The organism is Rhodoferax sp. GW822-FHT02D07 (genome assembly GCF_058802405.1).
Genome location: NZ_JBXAOD010000001.1, coordinates 151,438 through 167,666, shown reverse-complemented (window position 1 = coordinate 167,666; position 16,229 = coordinate 151,438). Strand labels below are relative to the sequence as shown.

Annotated in this window: 14 protein-coding genes; 7 read left to right on the top strand and 7 right to left on the bottom strand. The window is 65.1% G+C overall.

Going from position 1 to position 16,229, the window contains the following annotated elements; all coding sequences use genetic code 11:
• Positions 1–2: 2 nt before the first annotated feature.
• The gene (locus AC1RNN_RS00845; RefSeq protein WP_493086786.1) at positions 3–965 is read left to right on the top strand and encodes an ABC transporter substrate-binding protein; all 963 of its coding nucleotides are present in this window, start codon (positions 3–5) and stop codon (positions 963–965) included.
• A 75-nt stretch (positions 966–1,040) separates the two neighbouring features.
• Here AC1RNN_RS00845 and AC1RNN_RS00840 read toward each other — a convergent pair whose 3' ends face one another.
• The 3 genes from AC1RNN_RS00840 to nadC form a co-directional block, all read right to left on the bottom strand.
• A complete protein-coding gene (locus AC1RNN_RS00840; protein WP_493086788.1) occupies positions 1,041–1,694 on the bottom strand; it encodes a peroxiredoxin in 654 nt (217 codons plus the stop codon).
• A gap of 184 nt (positions 1,695–1,878) precedes the next feature.
• Positions 1,879–2,982, bottom strand: coding sequence for a quinolinate synthase NadA (gene nadA, locus AC1RNN_RS00835; protein WP_493086790.1), 1,104 nt, complete (start codon positions 2,980–2,982; stop codon positions 1,879–1,881).
• Positions 2,982–3,851, bottom strand: coding sequence for a carboxylating nicotinate-nucleotide diphosphorylase (gene nadC / locus AC1RNN_RS00830; RefSeq protein WP_493086791.1), 870 nt, complete (start codon positions 3,849–3,851; stop codon positions 2,982–2,984). The genes nadA and nadC overlap by 1 nt, the downstream gene beginning before the upstream one ends.
• Before the next feature lie 90 nt (positions 3,852–3,941).
• Between nadC and AC1RNN_RS00825 the strand changes: the two genes are divergently transcribed.
• The 4 genes from AC1RNN_RS00825 (at position 3,942) to panC (ending at position 6,873) form a co-directional block, all read left to right on the top strand.
• Entirely contained in the window at positions 3,942–4,148 is a 207-nt protein-coding gene (locus tag AC1RNN_RS00825; RefSeq protein ID WP_493086793.1) for a DUF3460 family protein, read from the top strand.
• A gap of 64 nt (positions 4,149–4,212) precedes the next feature.
• A complete protein-coding gene (locus tag AC1RNN_RS00820) occupies positions 4,213–5,061 on the top strand; it encodes a segregation and condensation protein A (protein ID WP_493086794.1) in 849 nt (282 codons plus the stop codon).
• Positions 5,062–5,144: 83 nt separating this feature from the next.
• Positions 5,145–6,035 (top strand): 3-methyl-2-oxobutanoate hydroxymethyltransferase, encoded by an 891-nt coding sequence (gene panB, locus AC1RNN_RS00815; RefSeq protein WP_493086796.1) that lies wholly within the window; start codon positions 5,145–5,147, stop codon positions 6,033–6,035.
• A 10-nt stretch (positions 6,036–6,045) separates the two neighbouring features.
• Positions 6,046–6,873: a pantoate--beta-alanine ligase gene (gene panC / locus AC1RNN_RS00810; RefSeq protein ID WP_493086797.1), complete on the top strand. Its 828-nt coding sequence runs from the start codon at positions 6,046–6,048 to the stop codon at positions 6,871–6,873.
• A 30-nt stretch (positions 6,874–6,903) separates the two neighbouring features.
• Here panC and AC1RNN_RS00805 read toward each other — a convergent pair whose 3' ends face one another.
• The 3 genes from AC1RNN_RS00805 to AC1RNN_RS00795 all read right to left on the bottom strand — a co-directional run bounded on the left by AC1RNN_RS00805 (position 6,904) and on the right by AC1RNN_RS00795 (position 10,293).
• Positions 6,904–7,470 carry an SPOR domain-containing protein gene (locus tag AC1RNN_RS00805; protein ID WP_493086799.1) on the bottom strand — a complete coding sequence of 189 codons (567 nt, stop codon included), beginning with the start codon at positions 7,468–7,470 and terminating at the stop codon, positions 6,904–6,906.
• 82 nt (positions 7,471–7,552) lie between these two features.
• A complete protein-coding gene (locus AC1RNN_RS00800; protein ID WP_493086801.1) occupies positions 7,553–8,044 on the bottom strand; it encodes a cyanophycin metabolism-associated DUF1854 family protein in 492 nt (163 codons plus the stop codon).
• A complete protein-coding gene (locus tag AC1RNN_RS00795; protein WP_493086802.1) occupies positions 8,041–10,293 on the bottom strand; it encodes a cyanophycin metabolism-associated ABC transporter in 2,253 nt (750 codons plus the stop codon). Before AC1RNN_RS00795 ends, AC1RNN_RS00800 begins: the two co-directional genes overlap by 4 nt.
• A 148-nt stretch (positions 10,294–10,441) precedes the next feature.
• Here AC1RNN_RS00795 and AC1RNN_RS00790 point away from each other — a divergent pair, with 148 nt between their 5' ends.
• Both AC1RNN_RS00790 and cphA read left to right on the top strand, forming a co-directional pair.
• Positions 10,442–12,616: a cyanophycin synthetase gene (locus AC1RNN_RS00790; RefSeq protein ID WP_493086804.1), complete on the top strand. Its 2,175-nt coding sequence runs from the start codon at positions 10,442–10,444 to the stop codon at positions 12,614–12,616.
• Between the two features lie 7 nt (positions 12,617–12,623).
• Positions 12,624–15,197: a cyanophycin synthetase gene (gene cphA / locus AC1RNN_RS00785; protein ID WP_493086805.1), complete on the top strand. Its 2,574-nt coding sequence runs from the start codon at positions 12,624–12,626 to the stop codon at positions 15,195–15,197.
• Here cphA and AC1RNN_RS00780 read toward each other — a convergent pair.
• Positions 15,194–16,210 (bottom strand): NAD(P)H-dependent glycerol-3-phosphate dehydrogenase, encoded by a 1,017-nt coding sequence (locus tag AC1RNN_RS00780; protein WP_493086807.1) that lies wholly within the window; start codon positions 16,208–16,210, stop codon positions 15,194–15,196. The genes cphA and AC1RNN_RS00780 overlap by 4 nt on opposite strands.
• Positions 16,211–16,229 lie beyond the last annotated feature (19 nt).

The following is a 16,229-nucleotide window of genomic DNA, read 5'->3' as shown; positions in this document are numbered from 1 at the left end:
CCATGCACGACACCACTTCCATTTCACGCCGCACACTGCTCGCCACGCTGGCAGCCACAGCCACCCTGCCCCTCACGGCCCGAGCCCAGGCCGGCAAGGTCTTGCGCCTGGGCTTTATCGGCCCGGGCAAGGCGCCGGCCGCTGCCACCGGCTGGGCGCTGGCCCAGGGATATCTGCAGAAAGAACTGGCACCGCTGGGTTACACAGATGTCAGTACCCATGTGTTCCCCAACGGGCCCGACCTGAACGAAGCCTTTTTGGCCGGCGCGCTGGACGTGGGCATCTATGGCGACACGCCTGCCCTGGTGGCGCGCGCCAGCGGGCTGGACGGCCGCCTCATCGGCTTCGACAACGTGGGCATGAATGTCTGGCTGCTGACACCGCGCGGGGGCGTGCGCACCGTGAAGGAGCTGGAAGGCAAGACCGTGGCGGTGGCGCTGGGTTCCTATATGCACCGGTATGTCATCGGCCTGCTCAAGGAGAACGGGCTGCAAAAAAGCGTGCGTGTGGTCTACATGCTGCCGCGTGATGGCGAGCCCGCGCTGGAGAAAGGCTCCATCGCTGCCTTTGCAGCGCCCATCAACAGCGGCCCGCTGCTGGCGGCCAAGGGCTTCCCCGTCATCGACGAGGCCAGCCGCCACCCCACGCTGCGCGGCACCTCCGTCATCGTGGCCGGTGCCAAGGCCCTGCAGCGCAATCCCGACCTGGGCGCCGCCTGGCTGCGCGCGCGCCAGGCCGCACTCAAGGACATCCGCAAGGACCCGGAGAAGTACTACGCCTTCCACGCCGGCGTGTCGGGCTTCCCCCTGCACGCGGTCAAGGAGTCCACACCTATTGAGCAATTGCCCGATGAAGCCTTCCCCGCGGCCGGCCTGCAGGCGCTGGAAGACGTCAAGTCCTTCCTCACCGCCGAAAACCTGATCCGCCAAGAGTTCAGCCTGACGCAGTGGCGCACGGTCGGTTAAAGCCCGGCCGGCAATAGAAAAGGGGCATGGCCACAAGCCATGCCCCTTTTTCTTGGGGACCGGGATCTGGAACGCTTACTTGGGCGCTGCAGTCGTGCGCAGATAAGGCAGCTTGATATCGATGCTGCCAAACTTCTCGCGCGCCTGGTCGTCGTTGAGCGACAGGGCCACGATCACGTCCTGGCCGACCGCCCAGTTGGCGGGTGTGGCCAGGGGCACGTTGAAGGTCAGTTGCAACGCATCCAGCGCGCGCAGCACTTCGGCAAAGTTGCGGCCGACCGACATGGGGTAGGTCATGGACAGCTTGAGCTTCTTGTCCGGACCGATGATGAACACCGAGCGCACGGTAGCCGTGTCGTTGGCGGTGCGGCCATCGGGCAGGTAGGCCTCGGCGGGCAACATGTCGAAGAGCTTGGACACGGCCAAGCCTTCGTCCGCAATGATGGGGAAGCCTGCCTTGGAACCGGCGAACTTCTCGATGTCGCCCTTCCACTTCTGGTGCGCTTCCACACCATCGACGGACACGCCGATCACCTTGGTGTTGCGCTTGGCCCATTCGGCCGAGAGCTGGGCTACGGCGCCGAACTCGGTAGTGCAAACGGGGGTGAAGTCCTTGGGGTGGGAGAACAGGATGGCCCAGCCGGAACCAATCCAGTCGTGAAAGCTGATGGTGCCCTGGTCCGTGTCAGCCGTGAAATTGGGAACGATGTCGTTGATGCGCAATGCCATGGTGTTTCCTCCGGGTTGATAAGCGATCGGGCAGTTTGCCAGAATTTGATGACTGCATGGGTTATATGCATATCACCGAATCTGCTGTCCGCAAACGCATCACCTAGCCCACCCCAAGTCGCTATCTATTCAATAGCTGCTTGCGCACATTCCACGCGGGCCAAAGCCCAAAAATGCCAAATAATCAGGCCGCCCCGATATTCGGGATCAGCCCGCCCACGGGCTGCCCGTTCTTGAGCGCCGCGGTGAAGGCCAGCATGCGGTCGATCGGCAGGCGCGCGCGGTCGATGTAGCGGGCGTCCACGTCGATGGCGTTGATGCCGTGCTCCAGCACATGGGCCACGCCAGCCAGGCCGTTCATGGCCATCCAGGGGCAGTGGGCGCAGCTTTTGCAGGTGGCGCTGTTGCCGGCCGTGGGCGCTTCGATGAAGGTCTTGGTCGGGTTCAGCGTGCGCAGCTTGTGCAGCATGCCGTTGTCGGTGGCGACGATGAAGGTGTCGGCCTCCAGCGTCTGCGCGGCCTTGATGATGGCGCTGGTGGAGCCCACGGCGTGGGCCAGGGCCACCACGTCCTTGGGCGACTCGGGGTGCACCAGCACCTTGGCCTTGGGGTGTTCCTTGATCAGTGCTTCCAGCTCAAAGGCCTTGAACTCGTCGTGCACGATGCAGGCGCCTTCCCAAAAGACCATGTCGGCGCCGGTTTCGCGCTGGATGTAGCCGCCCAGGTGCTTGTCCGGCGCCCAGAGAATCTTCTGGCCCTTGTCCTTGAGCGCCTTCACGATGTCGAGTGCGCAGCTGCTGGTCACCAGCCAATCGGCGCGCGCCTTCACGGCCGCGCTGGTGTTGGCGTAAACCACCACGGTACGGTCCGGGTGCTGGTCGCAGAAGGCGCTGAATTCGTCAATCGGGCAGCCCAGGTCCAGCGAGCAGGTGGCGTCCAGATCGGGCATCAGCACGGTCTTGTGCGGCGAGAGGATCTTGCTGGTCTCGCCCATGAACTTCACCCCCGACACCACCAGCGTCTGGGCGCTGTGGTCGCGGCCGAAGCGGGCCATTTCCAGCGAATCACTCACCAAGCCGCCGGTTTCCTCGGCCAGGTCCTGCAGGTCCGGGTGCACGTAGTAGTGCGACACCATGACCGCGTTCTTTTCCTTGAGCAGGCGCTTGATCTTGTCCTTGAGTGCCACGCGCTGCGAGGGCGTGGGCTCCACGGGCACGCGCGCCCAGGCATGTTTGGTCGAGCAGGCGGGCTGTTCGTATTCAACGTCAATCACATCAGCCGCAGACATTACAGGTCCTCAAAACGCATGGAGAAGTCGGTCGCCTTCACGTCCTTGGTGAGGGCCCCGATGGAGATGCGGTCTACCCCGGCGGCGGCAATGGCGCGCACCGTGTCGATGTTGACGCCACCGGATACTTCCAGAATCGCACGGCCGGCGTTGATGGCCACAGCCTGCACCAGCTGGGCCATGCTCATGTTGTCCAGCAGCACCATCTTGGCACCGCAGTCCAGCGCTTCGCGCAGCTGGTCCAACGTTTCCACTTCCACTTCGATGAACTTGGCGCTGGCCGCCAGTTGGCTGGCGCGCTGGAGCGCGGCAGTGACGCCACCTGCCGCCGCGATATGGTTTTCCTTGATCAACACGGCATCGAACAGGCCAATGCGGTGGTTGGTACCGCCACCCTGGTGCACCGCGTACTTCTGCGCCATGCGCAGGCCGGGCAGGGTCTTGCGGGTGTCCACAATGGCGGCGCGGTTGCCGGGTACGGATTCGACCGCGCTCACGAAGCTGGCCGTCTTGGTGGCCACGGCGCTGAGCAGTTGCAAGAAGTTCAGCGCCGTGCGCTCGGCCGTCAGCAGGGCCTGGGCATTGCCCTCGATCTCTACCACCACCTGGTCCGCATAGCAGCGATGGCCTTCACGCACATGCCAGATGACGGCCGCCGACGGGTCCAGCGCAAGCACAGCGGCCGTAGCCCAGGGTTCGCCGCACAGCACGGCCGTTTCGCGCGCCAGCACGCGGGCACGGGCACGCCGGGTCGGATCAATCAGGGAGGCGGTCAGGTCGCCCGCCCCCACGTCCTCGGCCAAGGCCCGGGCCACATCGGCCTGGGCCAAGGCAGCGATCTGGGCGGCGGAATAGTCAGAATTGCGCATAGGGCCGCAAGGATACCGGGTTTGCCGCTGGGCTGCCTTGGTGCCAGACGGTGGGTACGACAGCTAAAATGCCCACAACAAGGATTCGCCATGAACATTTTCCGCCGCCCCGACTACCAATCCGACGCTACCCAGTTCATTGACCAGCTCAAGACGGCCAAGCCCACGCTGGAAGCCGAGCAGCGCCAGGGCCGCGCCCTGCTGTGGGACAAGAACGTGGACCGTGCTGCCGTCCAGGCCTACGGCGAAGCCCGCGTGGCGCAAAAGCCTTACGTCTACCAGACCAACGCCAAGTAAGCACCAAATTGGCATCCAGCCCGCGTGGATAGTGCGCGAGCAGCTCCCAATTCAATAGCACATCATGAGCACGCTCTCTGCCGGTGACGCCACCGGGACTGCGGAGATGGCCCCCATGCCGGAAGTGGTGGACCAGGTGGCACTCGCGCGCCTGTATGGCGAACCGCTGTTTGCGATGCCGCAGGACCTCTACATCCCGCCGGACGCGCTGGAGGTGTTTCTGGAGGCCTTCGAGGGCCCGCTGGACCTGCTGCTCTACCTGATCCGCAAGCAGAACTTCAACATCCTCGACATTCCCATGCTCAGCGTGACCAAACAGTACCTGGTCTACGTGGAGCAGATCCGCAAGCGCAACCTGGAGCTGGCCGCCGAGTACCTGCTGATGGCGGCCATGCTGATCGAGATCAAGTCGCGCATGTTGCTGCCTCCCAAGAAGACGGCCGAGGGCGAGGAAGCCGAAGACCCCCGCGCCGAGCTGGTACGCCGCCTGCTGGAATACGAGCAAATGAAGCTGGCCGCCGCCCGCCTCAACGCCGTGCCGCAGTACGGACGTGACTTCCTCAAGGCCAACGCCTATATCGAGCAAAGCCTGCAGCCCCGCTTCCCGGATGTCTCCATCGACGAGCTGCAAAGCGCCTGGCGCGACATCATGAAGCGCGCCAAGCTGGTCCAGCACCACAAGATCAGCCGCGAAGAACTCTCGGTGCGCGAGCACATGAGCATCGTGCTCAAGCGCCTGCAGGGCCAGCGCTTTGTGGGCTTTGAAGACCTGTTCGACCCCAGCCAGGGCGCGCCCGTGCTGGTTGTGACCTTTATCGCGCTGCTCGAACTGGCCAAAGAAACGCTGATCGAGATCACGCAAGCCGAAGCCTTTGCTCCCATCTACGTGCGCCTGGCTTATTCCCCAGCCTGACTGGTGTCACTAACCGATACGCCCGCTTGCGGTTAGTATCGGCCCCGCATCCCGCCCAACCCCTGTTGATGGAGTCCCGATCCATGGCCCAAGAACCCGCTGGTACTGCGTCTGCCGCGTCGCCCTATGGCACGCTGCCCCCCGCCTCGCCCCCGGCCAGCCGCAAGCCCATCAGCCTGCCGCGCATCCAGGAGCTGCACAGCCGCGGCGAGAAGATCACCATGCTCACCGCCTACGACGCGACCTTTGCCGCCGTGGCCGACGCCGCCGGCGTGGAGTGCATTCTGGTGGGTGACTCGCTGGGCATGGTCTGCCGCGGCCTGCACAGCACCGTGGGCGTGACACTGGACGACATGGCCTACCACACCGAAAGCGTGGCGCGCGGCCTGCGCCGCGCCCAGGGCACGGCCTGGCTCATCGGCGACCTGCCCTTTGGCAGCTACCAGGAATCCAAGGAACAGGCCGTGCGCAGCGCCAGCGTGCTGATGCAGGCCGGCGCCCACATGGTCAAGCTCGAAGGCGGTGGCTGGACCACCGAGGTGGTGCACTTCCTCGTGGAACGCGGCATCCCCGTCTGCGCCCACCTGGGCCTGACACCGCAAACCGTGCATGCGCTGGGCGGCTACCGCGTACAGGGCCGGGGCGATGCAGCCGCTGAAACCATGAAGAAACACGCCCACGAACTGCAAGACGCAGGAGCCACCATGGTGGTGCTGGAAATGGTGCCCGCCCCCCTTTCCGCAGAACTGACCAAAGAACTGCCCCACTGCGCCACCATCGGCATCGGCGCCGGCAAGGGCACGGCCGGCCAGGTGCTGGTGCTGCACGACATGCTGGGCGTGAACCTGGGTAAGAACCCCAAGTTCGTGCGCAACTTCATGCAGGACTCGACCAGCATCCGCGGCGCCATGGAGGCCTATGTGGCTGCCGTGAAGAACGGCAGCTTCCCCGACGACTCCCTCCACGCCTGGTAAGGCCCTGCCCATGCAACTGATCCATACCCTGGCCGAGCTGCGTACCGCTCTGGCCGACTACCGCCACCCCGCCGTGGTGCCCACCATGGGCAATCTGCACGCCGGCCACCTGGCCCTGGTGCGCCAAGCCAAGCCACTGGGCGACGTAACCGTGAGCACCATCTTTGTGAACCGCCTGCAGTTTGCGCCGCACGAAGACTTTGACACCTACCCGCGCACGCTAGAGGCCGACTGCGCCCAGCTGGAGGCCGCCGGCTGCGACATCGTGTTCGCACCCAGTGAGCAGGAGCTGTATCCCCAGCCCCAAACCTTCAAAGTACACCCGCCCACCGAGCTGGCCGATATTCTGGAAGGCCATTTCCGCCCCGGTTTCTTCATCGGCGTGTGCACTGTGGTCATGAAGCTGCTGGCCTGCACCCAGGCACGCACCGCGCTGTTCGGCAAGAAGGACTACCAGCAGCTCATGGTGATCCGCAACATGGTCAAGCAGTTTGCATTGCCCGTGGAGGTGGTGGGCGGTGAGACCCAGCGCAGCGATGCCGGTCTGGCCCTGTCCAGCCGCAATGGCTACCTGAGCCCGACCCAGCGCGAAGAGGCGCTGCTGCTCTCTGCCACGCTGCGCAAGATCGTGGCGGCCTTGCGTGCCGGTGAATCGGACATTGCGCGCCTGGAAGCAGAGGGCATGCAGGCCCTGCGCAGCGCGGGCTGGGTGCCTGACTATGTGGCCGTGCGCCGCCAGGCCGATCTGCAGGCCAAGCGCGCCAGCAACGACGCGCTGGTGGTACTGGCCGCGGCCCGACTGGGCACCACGCGGCTCATCGACAACATCGAAGTCTGAATGAAACAAGGGCCCTGACGGGCCCTTGTTTCATTTGTGGCGGAAGACGATGGCTTCCAGCTGCAAACTTTTTATCTTCTTGGCCGCGGCGTCGGCCTTGGCCTTGGTCGGGAAGCCACCGACGCGCACCCGGGTGAGCTTGCCCACATTGGTCTCCAGCATCTCGGTGTAGGCCGGCAAACCAGCCTTTTCCAGCTTCTGGAAGGCATTGCTGGCGTTGCTGGGTACAGCGAACAGACCCACATTGATATAGAAGCCCTTCTCCATCTTCACCGGGCCGGCAGGTTTGGCCGGAGAAGCCGGGGCGGCAGCGGGCTTGGGCGCTTCGGGTGGCAGGCTGGCCATGGGCGTGGTCTCCGGCTTCACGGGCTCGGCCACGGGCGTGCTGCTGACGATGACGGGTTCAGCCATCGGGGTCTGCGCGGCTTCGGGCTGGGCAGGTGCCGCAGGCGTGGTGGCCTCGGCGGGAGCGGGTTCGGAATCGCCCCAGAAAGTCCACGACTTGGGCCAGATAGCGCAGCCCGACAGCAAAGCAGTGCTCAGCAGGGCCAGACCCGCGAGGCGGGCGAACGAAAAGGAACGCAGGTCAGAGGTCATGAGGCGGTACTTTAGAGCGTGGAGCCCAAAATGTACCGCAAGCCCGGGCCGGTGCGAGCACCCACTGACCCGGAAACAACAGCTAGAGGAAGCGGTCCAGCACCTTCTTGCTGTGGCCATCCAGCGCAAACTGGTCCCGCACCAGGTACTGGATACCGTGCGCGTCTGCAATCAACAGGCCATTGTTCTTGCCGATGCGCCGTATGTCTTCGTCGCCACGCAGCACAAACTCGGTCTGCCCACGGTCGGTCTGCACGGTCCAGGTACAGGGCGTGGAATAGCTGGTGACCGATACGATGCGCTCGATCGCGGGCATGAATTCGCGCGTGGTGAGTTCGGCGCGTATCAAGGCCTGCGCAGGCTGAGGCACATCGGCGAGCAGATCGATCCAGGCCACTTCCTTGCCGTCGGTGTTGACCAGAGAAATGCCGTCCTCGGGCGACTGGATGGGGAAAGCGCGTACCGGCACCACACCCTCAAAGCGTTCGCCAGCCTCGTTGGTCAGCACCAGTTTGCCAAAGGGCGTGCGTTCCAGCGCAAAACGGCTGGCCGTCACGGTGGTGAGCGCGCTCATGCGGCCTCCTCGACGAGATTGTTGCGGGCTTGCGCCTGGTAGAGGTTGTAGTAGGCGCCCTCGGTTGCCATGAGGGCATCGTGCGTGCCCTCCTCCACCACCTTGCCGCGGTCCAGCACCACCAGGCGGTCGGCCCGGTGCAGCGTGGAGAGGCGGTGGGCGATGGCGATGGTGGTGCGGCCTTGCACCAGGTTTTCCAGCGCCTTCTGGATTTCCTTCTCGGTCTCGGAGTCCACCGAGGAAGTGGCCTCGTCGAGGATGAGGATGCGCGGGTCGATCAGCAGGGCACGCGCGATCGAGATGCGCTGGCGTTCCCCGCCCGAGAGGCCCTGGCCGCGCTCGCCGACCATGGAGTCATAGCCCTGGGGCAAGCGCAGGATGAACTCATGCGCATGGGCGGCGCGTGCGGCGGCGATGATCTCGGCGCGCGTGGCGTCGGGCTTGCCGTAGGCGATGTTGTCGGCAATGGTGCCGAAGAAGAGGAAGGGCTCTTGCAGCACCAGCCCGATGTTCTGGCGGTAGTCAGAGATCGCGTAGGAGCGGATGTCCACGCCGTCGACCAGGATGGCGCCCTCGGATACGTCGTAGAAACGGCAGATCAGGTTCACCAGCGTGCTCTTGCCCGAACCGCTATGGCCCACCAGACCCACCATCTCGCCAGGGGCGATCTTGAGGTTGATGCCACGGTTCACCTCGCGGTTGCCGTAGCGGAAGCCTACATCGCGCACCTCGATGCTGCCCTGTACCTTGCCCATGGGCACGGGCTTGGCGGGTTCCGGTACGCTGGAAACGTGGTCCAGGATGTCAAAGATGCGCTTGGCTGCAGAAGCCGATTTCTGCGTCACCGAAACGATGCGGCTCATGGAATCCAACCGGCCGTAAAAGCGGCTGATGTAGGCGATGAAGGCGGTCAGCACACCGACAGTGATTTCGCCACGCGAGACCTGCCAGATGCCAAAGGCCCAGACCACCAGCAGGCCCAACTCGGTGAGGAAGGAGACGCTGGGCGAAAACAGCGACCAGATCTTGTTGATGCGGTCGTTGACGGCCAGGTTGTGCTTGTTGGCTTCGCGGAAGCGCGTGGCTTCGCGCTTCTCTTGGGCAAAGGCCTTAACCACGCGGACGCCCGGAATGGTGTCAGCCAACACATTAGTGACCTCGCCCCAGACCCGGTCAATCTTCTCGAAACCGGTGCGCAGACGGTCGCGCACAAAGTGAATCATCCAGGCTATGAAGGGCAGCGGCACCAGCGTGACGACGGCCAGCCAGGGGTTGATGGAGAACAGGATGACGGCGGTCATGGTCAGCATGATCACGTCGGTGGCGAAGTCCAGCAGGTGCAGAGAGAGAAAGACGCAGATGCGGTCGCTCTCGCTGCCAATGCGAGACATCAGGTCCCCGGTACGCTTGCCGCCAAAGTACTCCAGCGAAAGCCGCAGCAGGTGCTCATAGGTGGTGGTGCGCAGATCCGCGCCTATGCGCTCGGACACCAGGGCCAAGATATAGGTCTTGGCCCAGCTCAGCACCCAGGCCAGCAGGGCCGAGCCCAACAGCCCGCCCATGTACATGCTCACCAGCATGGGATCGATCTTCTGCCCGTTCTGGAAGGGAATCAGCACGTTGTCCATGAGCGGCATGGTCAGGTAGGGCGGCACCAGATTGGCCGCCGTGCCAAGCAGCGTCAGTACGAAACCCAGTAGCAGCTGGCTTTTGTAAGGTTTGGCAAAGCGCCAGAGGCGGAACAGGGTCCAGGTGCTGGGCGGGGTGTGGACCACCTTGGTGCAGACCGGGCACTCCTCCTGGTCAGCCTCCAGTGGCGCCTTGCAACTGGGGCAGACCTGGGTCAGGGCCTGAGCCAGCGGCCGACCCGAGACCGTACTCTCCAACTGGGCCTGGAACTGGTCGAGCAGGCGGATGGCATGCAGGTTCTGGCCCAGGGTGAAGCGCCAGGTGGCGAGCTGGCCGCTGGCGTCCTGCAAATCCAGGTGACCCACGCCGGCGTGGTCGTGGTGCAGCAGGCGCTGGCCGGCCTGCAGGTCCCAGGCGCGCCAGGTCTGGCCGTCCAGGCTCAGCAGGCGCCGGTTGGTGACCAGCACCAGGCCTTTGACAAAGCGTAAACGCGTGTCGAGGTCAACCTCCAGCGAGGCCAGTACGTTCTCTTGGGGATGCAGCTGCTGCTGAACAAGGTCCCGCCATTGCGGAGCAAGCTCTCCAGGCAGCACGGAAACAGCAAGGGCGTCAGGGGTCATAACCATCACGGGAAGATATTTAACTCAGGATTTTGCGTTATCTGCACAGCAGGACGCCAACGACAATTCGGACAAGCAGCTCGGGGCTGAGCGAAAATACATAACGCGCGCCGCGTCACAATGGTGCACTGCCCCTCCTCACAAAGCCATGACAGCCACGAAAACCATAGACATTTTGCGGGTCACCTACCTGCGCGGACCCAATATCTGGACTTACCGCCCCGTCATCGAGGCCTGGCTCGACATCGGCACCCTGGAGGATTACCCCTCCAACACCCTGCCCGGCTTTTACGAGCGGTTGACCACCTGGCTGCCCGGCCTGATTGAGCACAAATGCAGCCCCGGCGTGCGGGGCGGCTTTCTGCAGCGCCTACAGGAGGGCACCTGGGCTGCCCACATCGTGGAACACGTGACCCTGGAGATCCAGAACCTGGCCGGCATGCAGGGCAGCTTTGGCAAGGCCCGCCAGACCTCACAGCGCGGCGTCTACAAGGTGGCCTTCCGCACGCGCCAGGAGCAGGTCGGCCGTGCCGCCCTGGTGGTGGCACGCGATCTGGTGGTGGCTGCCATCAATGACACGCCCTATGACCTGGAAGCCCAGCTGACGGTGCTGCGCGACATGGTGGACTCGCTGTGCTTGGGTCCCAGCACCTCGAATATCGTGGACGCCGCCACCGACCGCGGCATCCCCTCCATCCGCCTGACCGAGGGCAACCTGGTGCAACTGGGCTATGGCATCGCCCAGCGCCGCATCTGGACGGCCGAAACCGACCAGACCAGCGCGATTGCCGAAGAAATCGCCAGTGACAAGGACCTGACCAAGAGCCTGCTCAAGTCCTGCGGCGTACCGGTGCCCGAGGGCACCCTGGTCAACTCGCCCGAAGCCGCCTGGGAAGCCGCGCAGGACATCGGCCTGCCCGTAGCCGTCAAGCCCTATGACGGCAACCACGGCCGTGGCGTAACGCTCGACCTTTCCGACCAGGCCAGCGTGGAAACCGCCTTCCATGTGGCCAAGGAGCAAAGCGGTGGCAGCGTCATCGTGGAGCAGTTCATCCCCGGCAACGAGCACCGCCTGCTGGTGGTGGGCAAGCGCGTCGTGGCAGCGGCCCGTGGCGAGTCGGCCTGGGTGGTAGGCGACGGCGAATCCACCATCACTGCCTTGGTCAACGCCCAGATCAATACCGACCCGCGCCGTGGCGAGGCCGAAGAGCTGCCACTCTCACCCATCGAACCCGAGAAAAGCCCCGAAGTGCAGCTGGAGCTGCGCCGCGCCGGCCTTACGCCGCAGAGCGTGCCGGCCGCAGGCCGCAAGGTGCTGATCCAGCGCAACGGCAATGTGGCCTGGGACGTAACCGACGAGGTGCACCCCAGCGTGGCCGCCGCCGCCGCCCTGGCTGCCCGTGTAGTGGGTCTGGACATTGCCGGCATCGACATGGTGCTGGAAGACTGCCGCAAGCCGCTCAAGTCCCAGCGCGGCGCCGTCATCGAGGTCAACGCCAGCCCCGGCCTGCTGTTCCACATCAAACCCGCCGTGGGCACGCCACGCAACGTCGGCAAGGCCATCGTGGAACACCTCTTCGAGCCCGAAGCGAGCGGCCGCATCCCCGTCATCGGTATCACCGGCACCCAGAACACCGGCCGCCTGGCGCGCCTGATTGCCTGGCTGGTGCACATCAGTGGCAAGCATGTGGGCCTGGCCTGCAGCGAAGGCCTGTACCTGGACGGCCGCCGCGTGGTCGCCAGCGACTGCGCCCATTGGGAGCCCAGCCAGCGCCTGCTCATCAACCGCTCGGTGCAAGCCGCTGTCTTCGAGAACGGCAGCCGCACCATCTTGGGCGAAGGCCTGGCTTATGACCGCTGCGCCGTGGGCGTAGTCACCAATGTGGGCTGGACGGAAGACCTCAAGGACTTCGACATTTTGGACGCCGAGCAGACCTTCAAGGTCACGCGCACCCAGGTCGACGTGGTGCTGCCCAGTGGCACTGCCGTGCTCAACGCTACCGACCCGCAGGTGGTCGAATTGGCCGAGCTGTGCGACGGCAAGGTCATCTTCTACGCACCCGATAGCGAGCACCCCACGCTGCAGGCGCACCGCGCCGCCGGCGAGCGCGTGGTGTTTGTGCGCAACGGCGAGATCGTGCTGGCCGCCCAGGCCGAGGAAATCGCGCTGCTGCCGCTGAACAGCCTCAAGCCGGTCAAGGCCGCGCAACCCGAGCTGGTGATGGCCGCCGTGGCCACCGCCTGGGCGCTCAACATCCCGGTCGAGCTGATTGCCGCCGGCATGCGCACCTTTGACTCCAACCCCAAGAAAACCCCTTACTGAGCCACCCATGCAAGTCAATCGCATACGGGCCCTGCGCGGCCCCAACCTGTGGACCCACCACACGGCCATCCAGACCGTGGTGGAGTGCAGCGCTGACGAATGCAGCATAGACCGCATCCCGGGTTTCGAGGCGCGCCTGCGTGCGCGCTTCCCCGAGGTCAGCCCCTTCCAGGTGACCGGCCATGACGACCAGGTCTCCATGGCGCGCGTGCTCGAACTCGCCACGCTGGGCCTGCAGGCCCAGGCCGGCTGCCCCGTCACCTTCAGCTGCACCACGCCCACTGTGGAGTCCCATGTGTTCCAGGTGGTGGTGGAGTACAGCGAAGAAGAAGTCGGCAAGCTGGCACTGGAACTGGCCCAGCAGCTCTGCCAGTCGGCACTGGACGACACCCCGTTTGACCTGCCCGCCGCGTTGGAACAGCTGCGCGACCTCGACGAAGACGTACGCCTGGGGCCCAGCACCGGCTCTATCGTGGACGCGGCCGTGGCGCGCGGCATTCCCTACAGCCGCATGACTGAAGGCAGCATGGTGCGCTTTGGCTGGGGCAGCAAGCAGCGCCGCATCCAGGCCGCCGAGATGGACGCCACCAGCGCGATCGCCGAAGCGATTGCGCAGGACAAGGAACTCACCAAGAAGCTGCTAGCCGCCGCCGGCGTGCCCGTGCCCGAAGGCCGCTCGGTGAGTGACGCTGACGACGCCTGGAAAGCCGCGCAGGAAATCGGCCTGCCCGTGGTGGTCAAGCCGCTGGACGGCAACCAGGGCAAGGGCGTGACCGTCAATATCACCCACGAAGCCCAGTTGCGCAAGGCCTATGCCACGGCGCGCGAGTTCCGCGATGACATCCTGGTCGAGCGCTACATGCCGGGCAACGACTTCCGCCTCCTGGTGGTGGGCGACAAGCTGGTCGCCGCCGCCCGGCGCGACCCGCCCAAGGTGGTGGGCGACGGCGTGCACACGATTGCGCAGCTCGTCGAGCAGGTCAACCAGGACCCGCGCCGCGGCTCGGGCCATGCCACCTCGCTGACCAAGATCCGCTTTGACGACATCGCCCACGCCTGCCTGGCGACCCAGGGCCTGACGGCCGACTCGGTGCCCGACAAGGGCCAACGCGTGAACCTGCGCAACAACGCCAACCTCTCCACCGGCGGCTCGGCCACCGATGTGACCGACGATGTGCACCCCGAAGTGGCGGCCCGTGCCATTGCCGCCGCCCATATGGTAGGCCTTGACATTTGCGGCGTGGACGTGGTCAGCGACAGCATCCTGCAGCCGCTGGAAGACCAGGGCGGCGGCATTGTGGAAGTCAACGCTGCCCCTGGCCTGCGCATGCACCTCTCGCCCTCCTTCGGCAAGGGCCGCGCCGTCGGCGAGGCCATCATCAACACCATGTTCAAGAAGGGCCAAGACGGGCGCATTCCCATCGTGGCCGTCACCGGTACCAATGGCAAGACCACCACCGTGCGCCTGATCGCGCACCTGCTCACGCAGAACGGGTTGCGCGTCGGCATGACCAATACCGATGGCGTCTACGTCAACGGCGAAACCATAGACACCGGCGACTGCAGCGGCCCCAAGAGTGCACGCAGCGTGCTGCTGCACCCCGATGCCGACGCCGCCGTGCTGGAAACCGCGCGCGGCGGTGTGTTGCGCGAAGGCTTGGCGTTTGACCGCTGCGATGTGGCCGTTGTCACCAATGTGGGCAGCGGCGACCACCTGGGCCTGAACTACATCACCACCGTCAACGAACTCGCCGTGCTCAAGCGCGTTATCGTGCAGAACGTCTCGCCCACGGGCACTGCCGTGCTCAACGCGGCTGACCCCATCGTGGCCGCCATGGCAGCCAAGAGCAAGGGCGCAGTGATCTTCTTCGCGGCCGACAAGAACCACCCCATCATGGCCACGCACCGCGCGCAGGGTCATGCAGTGGTGTTTGTCGAAGGCGGTCATGTGATCGCCGCCAAGGGAGAACTGCTCCAAAGCATCCCGCTGGCCGACGTGCCTATCACGATGGGTGGCGCCATTGGCTTCCAGGTCGAGAACGTGATGGCCAGCGTGGCCGCCGCATGGGCACTGGACATGGACTGGGCGGTCATCCGCAAGGGCCTGGCCACTTTCTCCAATGACAACCACAACGCGGCAGGTCGCTTCAATCTGTTCAATTACCGCGGAGCCACCGTGATCGCGGACTACGGCCACAACCCCGACGCCATGTTGGCCTTGGTGCAGGCCGTCGAAGCCATGCCGGCCACACGACGCTCGGTGGTCATCAGTGGCGCCGGCGACCGGCGCGATCAGGACATCCGCCAGCAGACCGAGATCCTAGGCAATGCCTTCGACGAAATCGTGATGTTTGAAGACCAGTGCCAGCGCGGCCGCAGCGACGGCGAGGTGATCGCCCTGCTACGCGAAGGCCTGGCCAATGCCACCCGCGCTACCACGCGGCACGAGGTGTTCGGCGAATTCCTGGCCATCGACACCGCCATGGACAAGCTGCAAGCCGGTGAGTTGTGCCTGGTGCTGGTGGACCAGGTTGAAGAAGCCATGGCCCACATCGCGGCCAAGGTAGCCAAAGCCGCCTAACTACCTTCTGCGGTGGGCTCCCGGCCCATCAAGGCCATCACGGCTTGGGCCGGGGCGAGGCGGCCGTCGAGCAGATCGACAACCCCTTCTGTAATCGGCATGGGCACGCCCAGATGGCGTGCGCGCGCCAGCACGGTGCGTGCGCTGTAGACGCCCTCGGCCACATGGCCCAGCGCCTGTACAGCCTGCTCCGGCGTCTGCCCCTGGGCGAGAGCCAGACCAACCTTGCGGTTGCGTGAGAGATCGCCCGTGGCGGTAAGCACCAGATCGCCCAAACCGCTGAGACCCATAAAGGTTTCAGGCCGCGCGCCCAGCGCCAACCCCAGGCGTGTAATTTCGGCCAGGCCGCGCGTGACCAGGGCCGCACGCGCATTGAGGCCCAGTTGCAGACCATCGCAAAGTCCGGTGGCAATCGCCAACACGTTCTTGACAGCGCCACCCACCTCCACGCCCACCACGTCCTCGTTGGCATAGACCCGCAGCGCGCTGCCGTGGAAGGCGGCCACTAGAGCCTCGCGCACGCTGGCATGGACGCTGGCCGCCACCAGGGCGGTCGGCTGGCCTGTAGCAACCTCCTGTGCAAAGCTGGGTCCACTGAGCACGCCAGCGCGCAATGCGGGCGCGGCCTGCGCCTGCACCTCATGGCCCAACAGGCCATGTGCACCGTCCAGCGACGACTCGAAGCCCTTGCAGAGCCAGGCCACAGGCGCGGCCACGCCCTGAAGCTGGGTCAGCATGCCACGTAGCGCTGCCATGGGGGTGGCAATAATGAGCAAGTCGTTCGTGCCCACGCCAGCCAGCAGCGCCGCCAAAGGCTGGTCGCTCAGTTGCAGGGAGGCAGGCAGGGGCTGCCCGGGCAGGTAGCGCGGGTTTTCACGCCGCGTCGCCATGTCTGCGAGCTGGGCCGCATCACGCGCCCACAGCGTGACGCTGCGGCCCGCCTGCGGCTTGCGTGCGGCGCTGATAGCCAGAGCTGTACCCCAGGCCCCAGCCCCCAATACTATGATTTTCATAGCTGCTTGCGCACTATCC

What these genes read in the sequence shown, in the direction of transcription:
- AC1RNN_RS00840 (WP_493086788.1), bottom strand. Translation starts at nt 1,694, where the DNA reads ATGGCATTGCGCATCAACGACATCGTTCCCAATTTCACGGCTGACACG.
- panB (WP_493086796.1), top strand. Translation starts at nt 5,145, where the DNA reads ATGGCCCAAGAACCCGCTGGTACTGCGTCTGCCGCGTCGCCCTATGGC.
- AC1RNN_RS00820 (WP_493086794.1), top strand. Translation starts at nt 4,213, where the DNA reads ATGAGCACGCTCTCTGCCGGTGACGCCACCGGGACTGCGGAGATGGCC.
- nadC (WP_493086791.1), bottom strand. Translation starts at nt 3,851, where the DNA reads ATGCGCAATTCTGACTATTCCGCCGCCCAGATCGCTGCCTTGGCCCAG.
- nadA (WP_493086790.1), bottom strand. Translation starts at nt 2,982, where the DNA reads ATGTCTGCGGCTGATGTGATTGACGTTGAATACGAACAGCCCGCCTGC.
- AC1RNN_RS00795 (WP_493086802.1), bottom strand. Translation starts at nt 10,293, where the DNA reads ATGACCCCTGACGCCCTTGCTGTTTCCGTGCTGCCTGGAGAGCTTGCT.
- panC (WP_493086797.1), top strand. Translation starts at nt 6,046, where the DNA reads ATGCAACTGATCCATACCCTGGCCGAGCTGCGTACCGCTCTGGCCGAC.
- AC1RNN_RS00805 (WP_493086799.1), bottom strand. Translation starts at nt 7,470, where the DNA reads ATGACCTCTGACCTGCGTTCCTTTTCGTTCGCCCGCCTCGCGGGTCTG.
- AC1RNN_RS00780 (WP_493086807.1), bottom strand. Translation starts at nt 16,210, where the DNA reads ATGAAAATCATAGTATTGGGGGCTGGGGCCTGGGGTACAGCTCTGGCT.
- AC1RNN_RS00825 (WP_493086793.1), top strand. Translation starts at nt 3,942, where the DNA reads ATGAACATTTTCCGCCGCCCCGACTACCAATCCGACGCTACCCAGTTC.
- cphA (WP_493086805.1), top strand. Translation starts at nt 12,624, where the DNA reads ATGCAAGTCAATCGCATACGGGCCCTGCGCGGCCCCAACCTGTGGACC.
- AC1RNN_RS00800 (WP_493086801.1), bottom strand. Translation starts at nt 8,044, where the DNA reads ATGAGCGCGCTCACCACCGTGACGGCCAGCCGTTTTGCGCTGGAACGC.
- AC1RNN_RS00845 (WP_493086786.1), top strand. Translation starts at nt 3, where the DNA reads ATGCACGACACCACTTCCATTTCACGCCGCACACTGCTCGCCACGCTG.
- AC1RNN_RS00790 (WP_493086804.1), top strand. Translation starts at nt 10,442, where the DNA reads ATGACAGCCACGAAAACCATAGACATTTTGCGGGTCACCTACCTGCGC.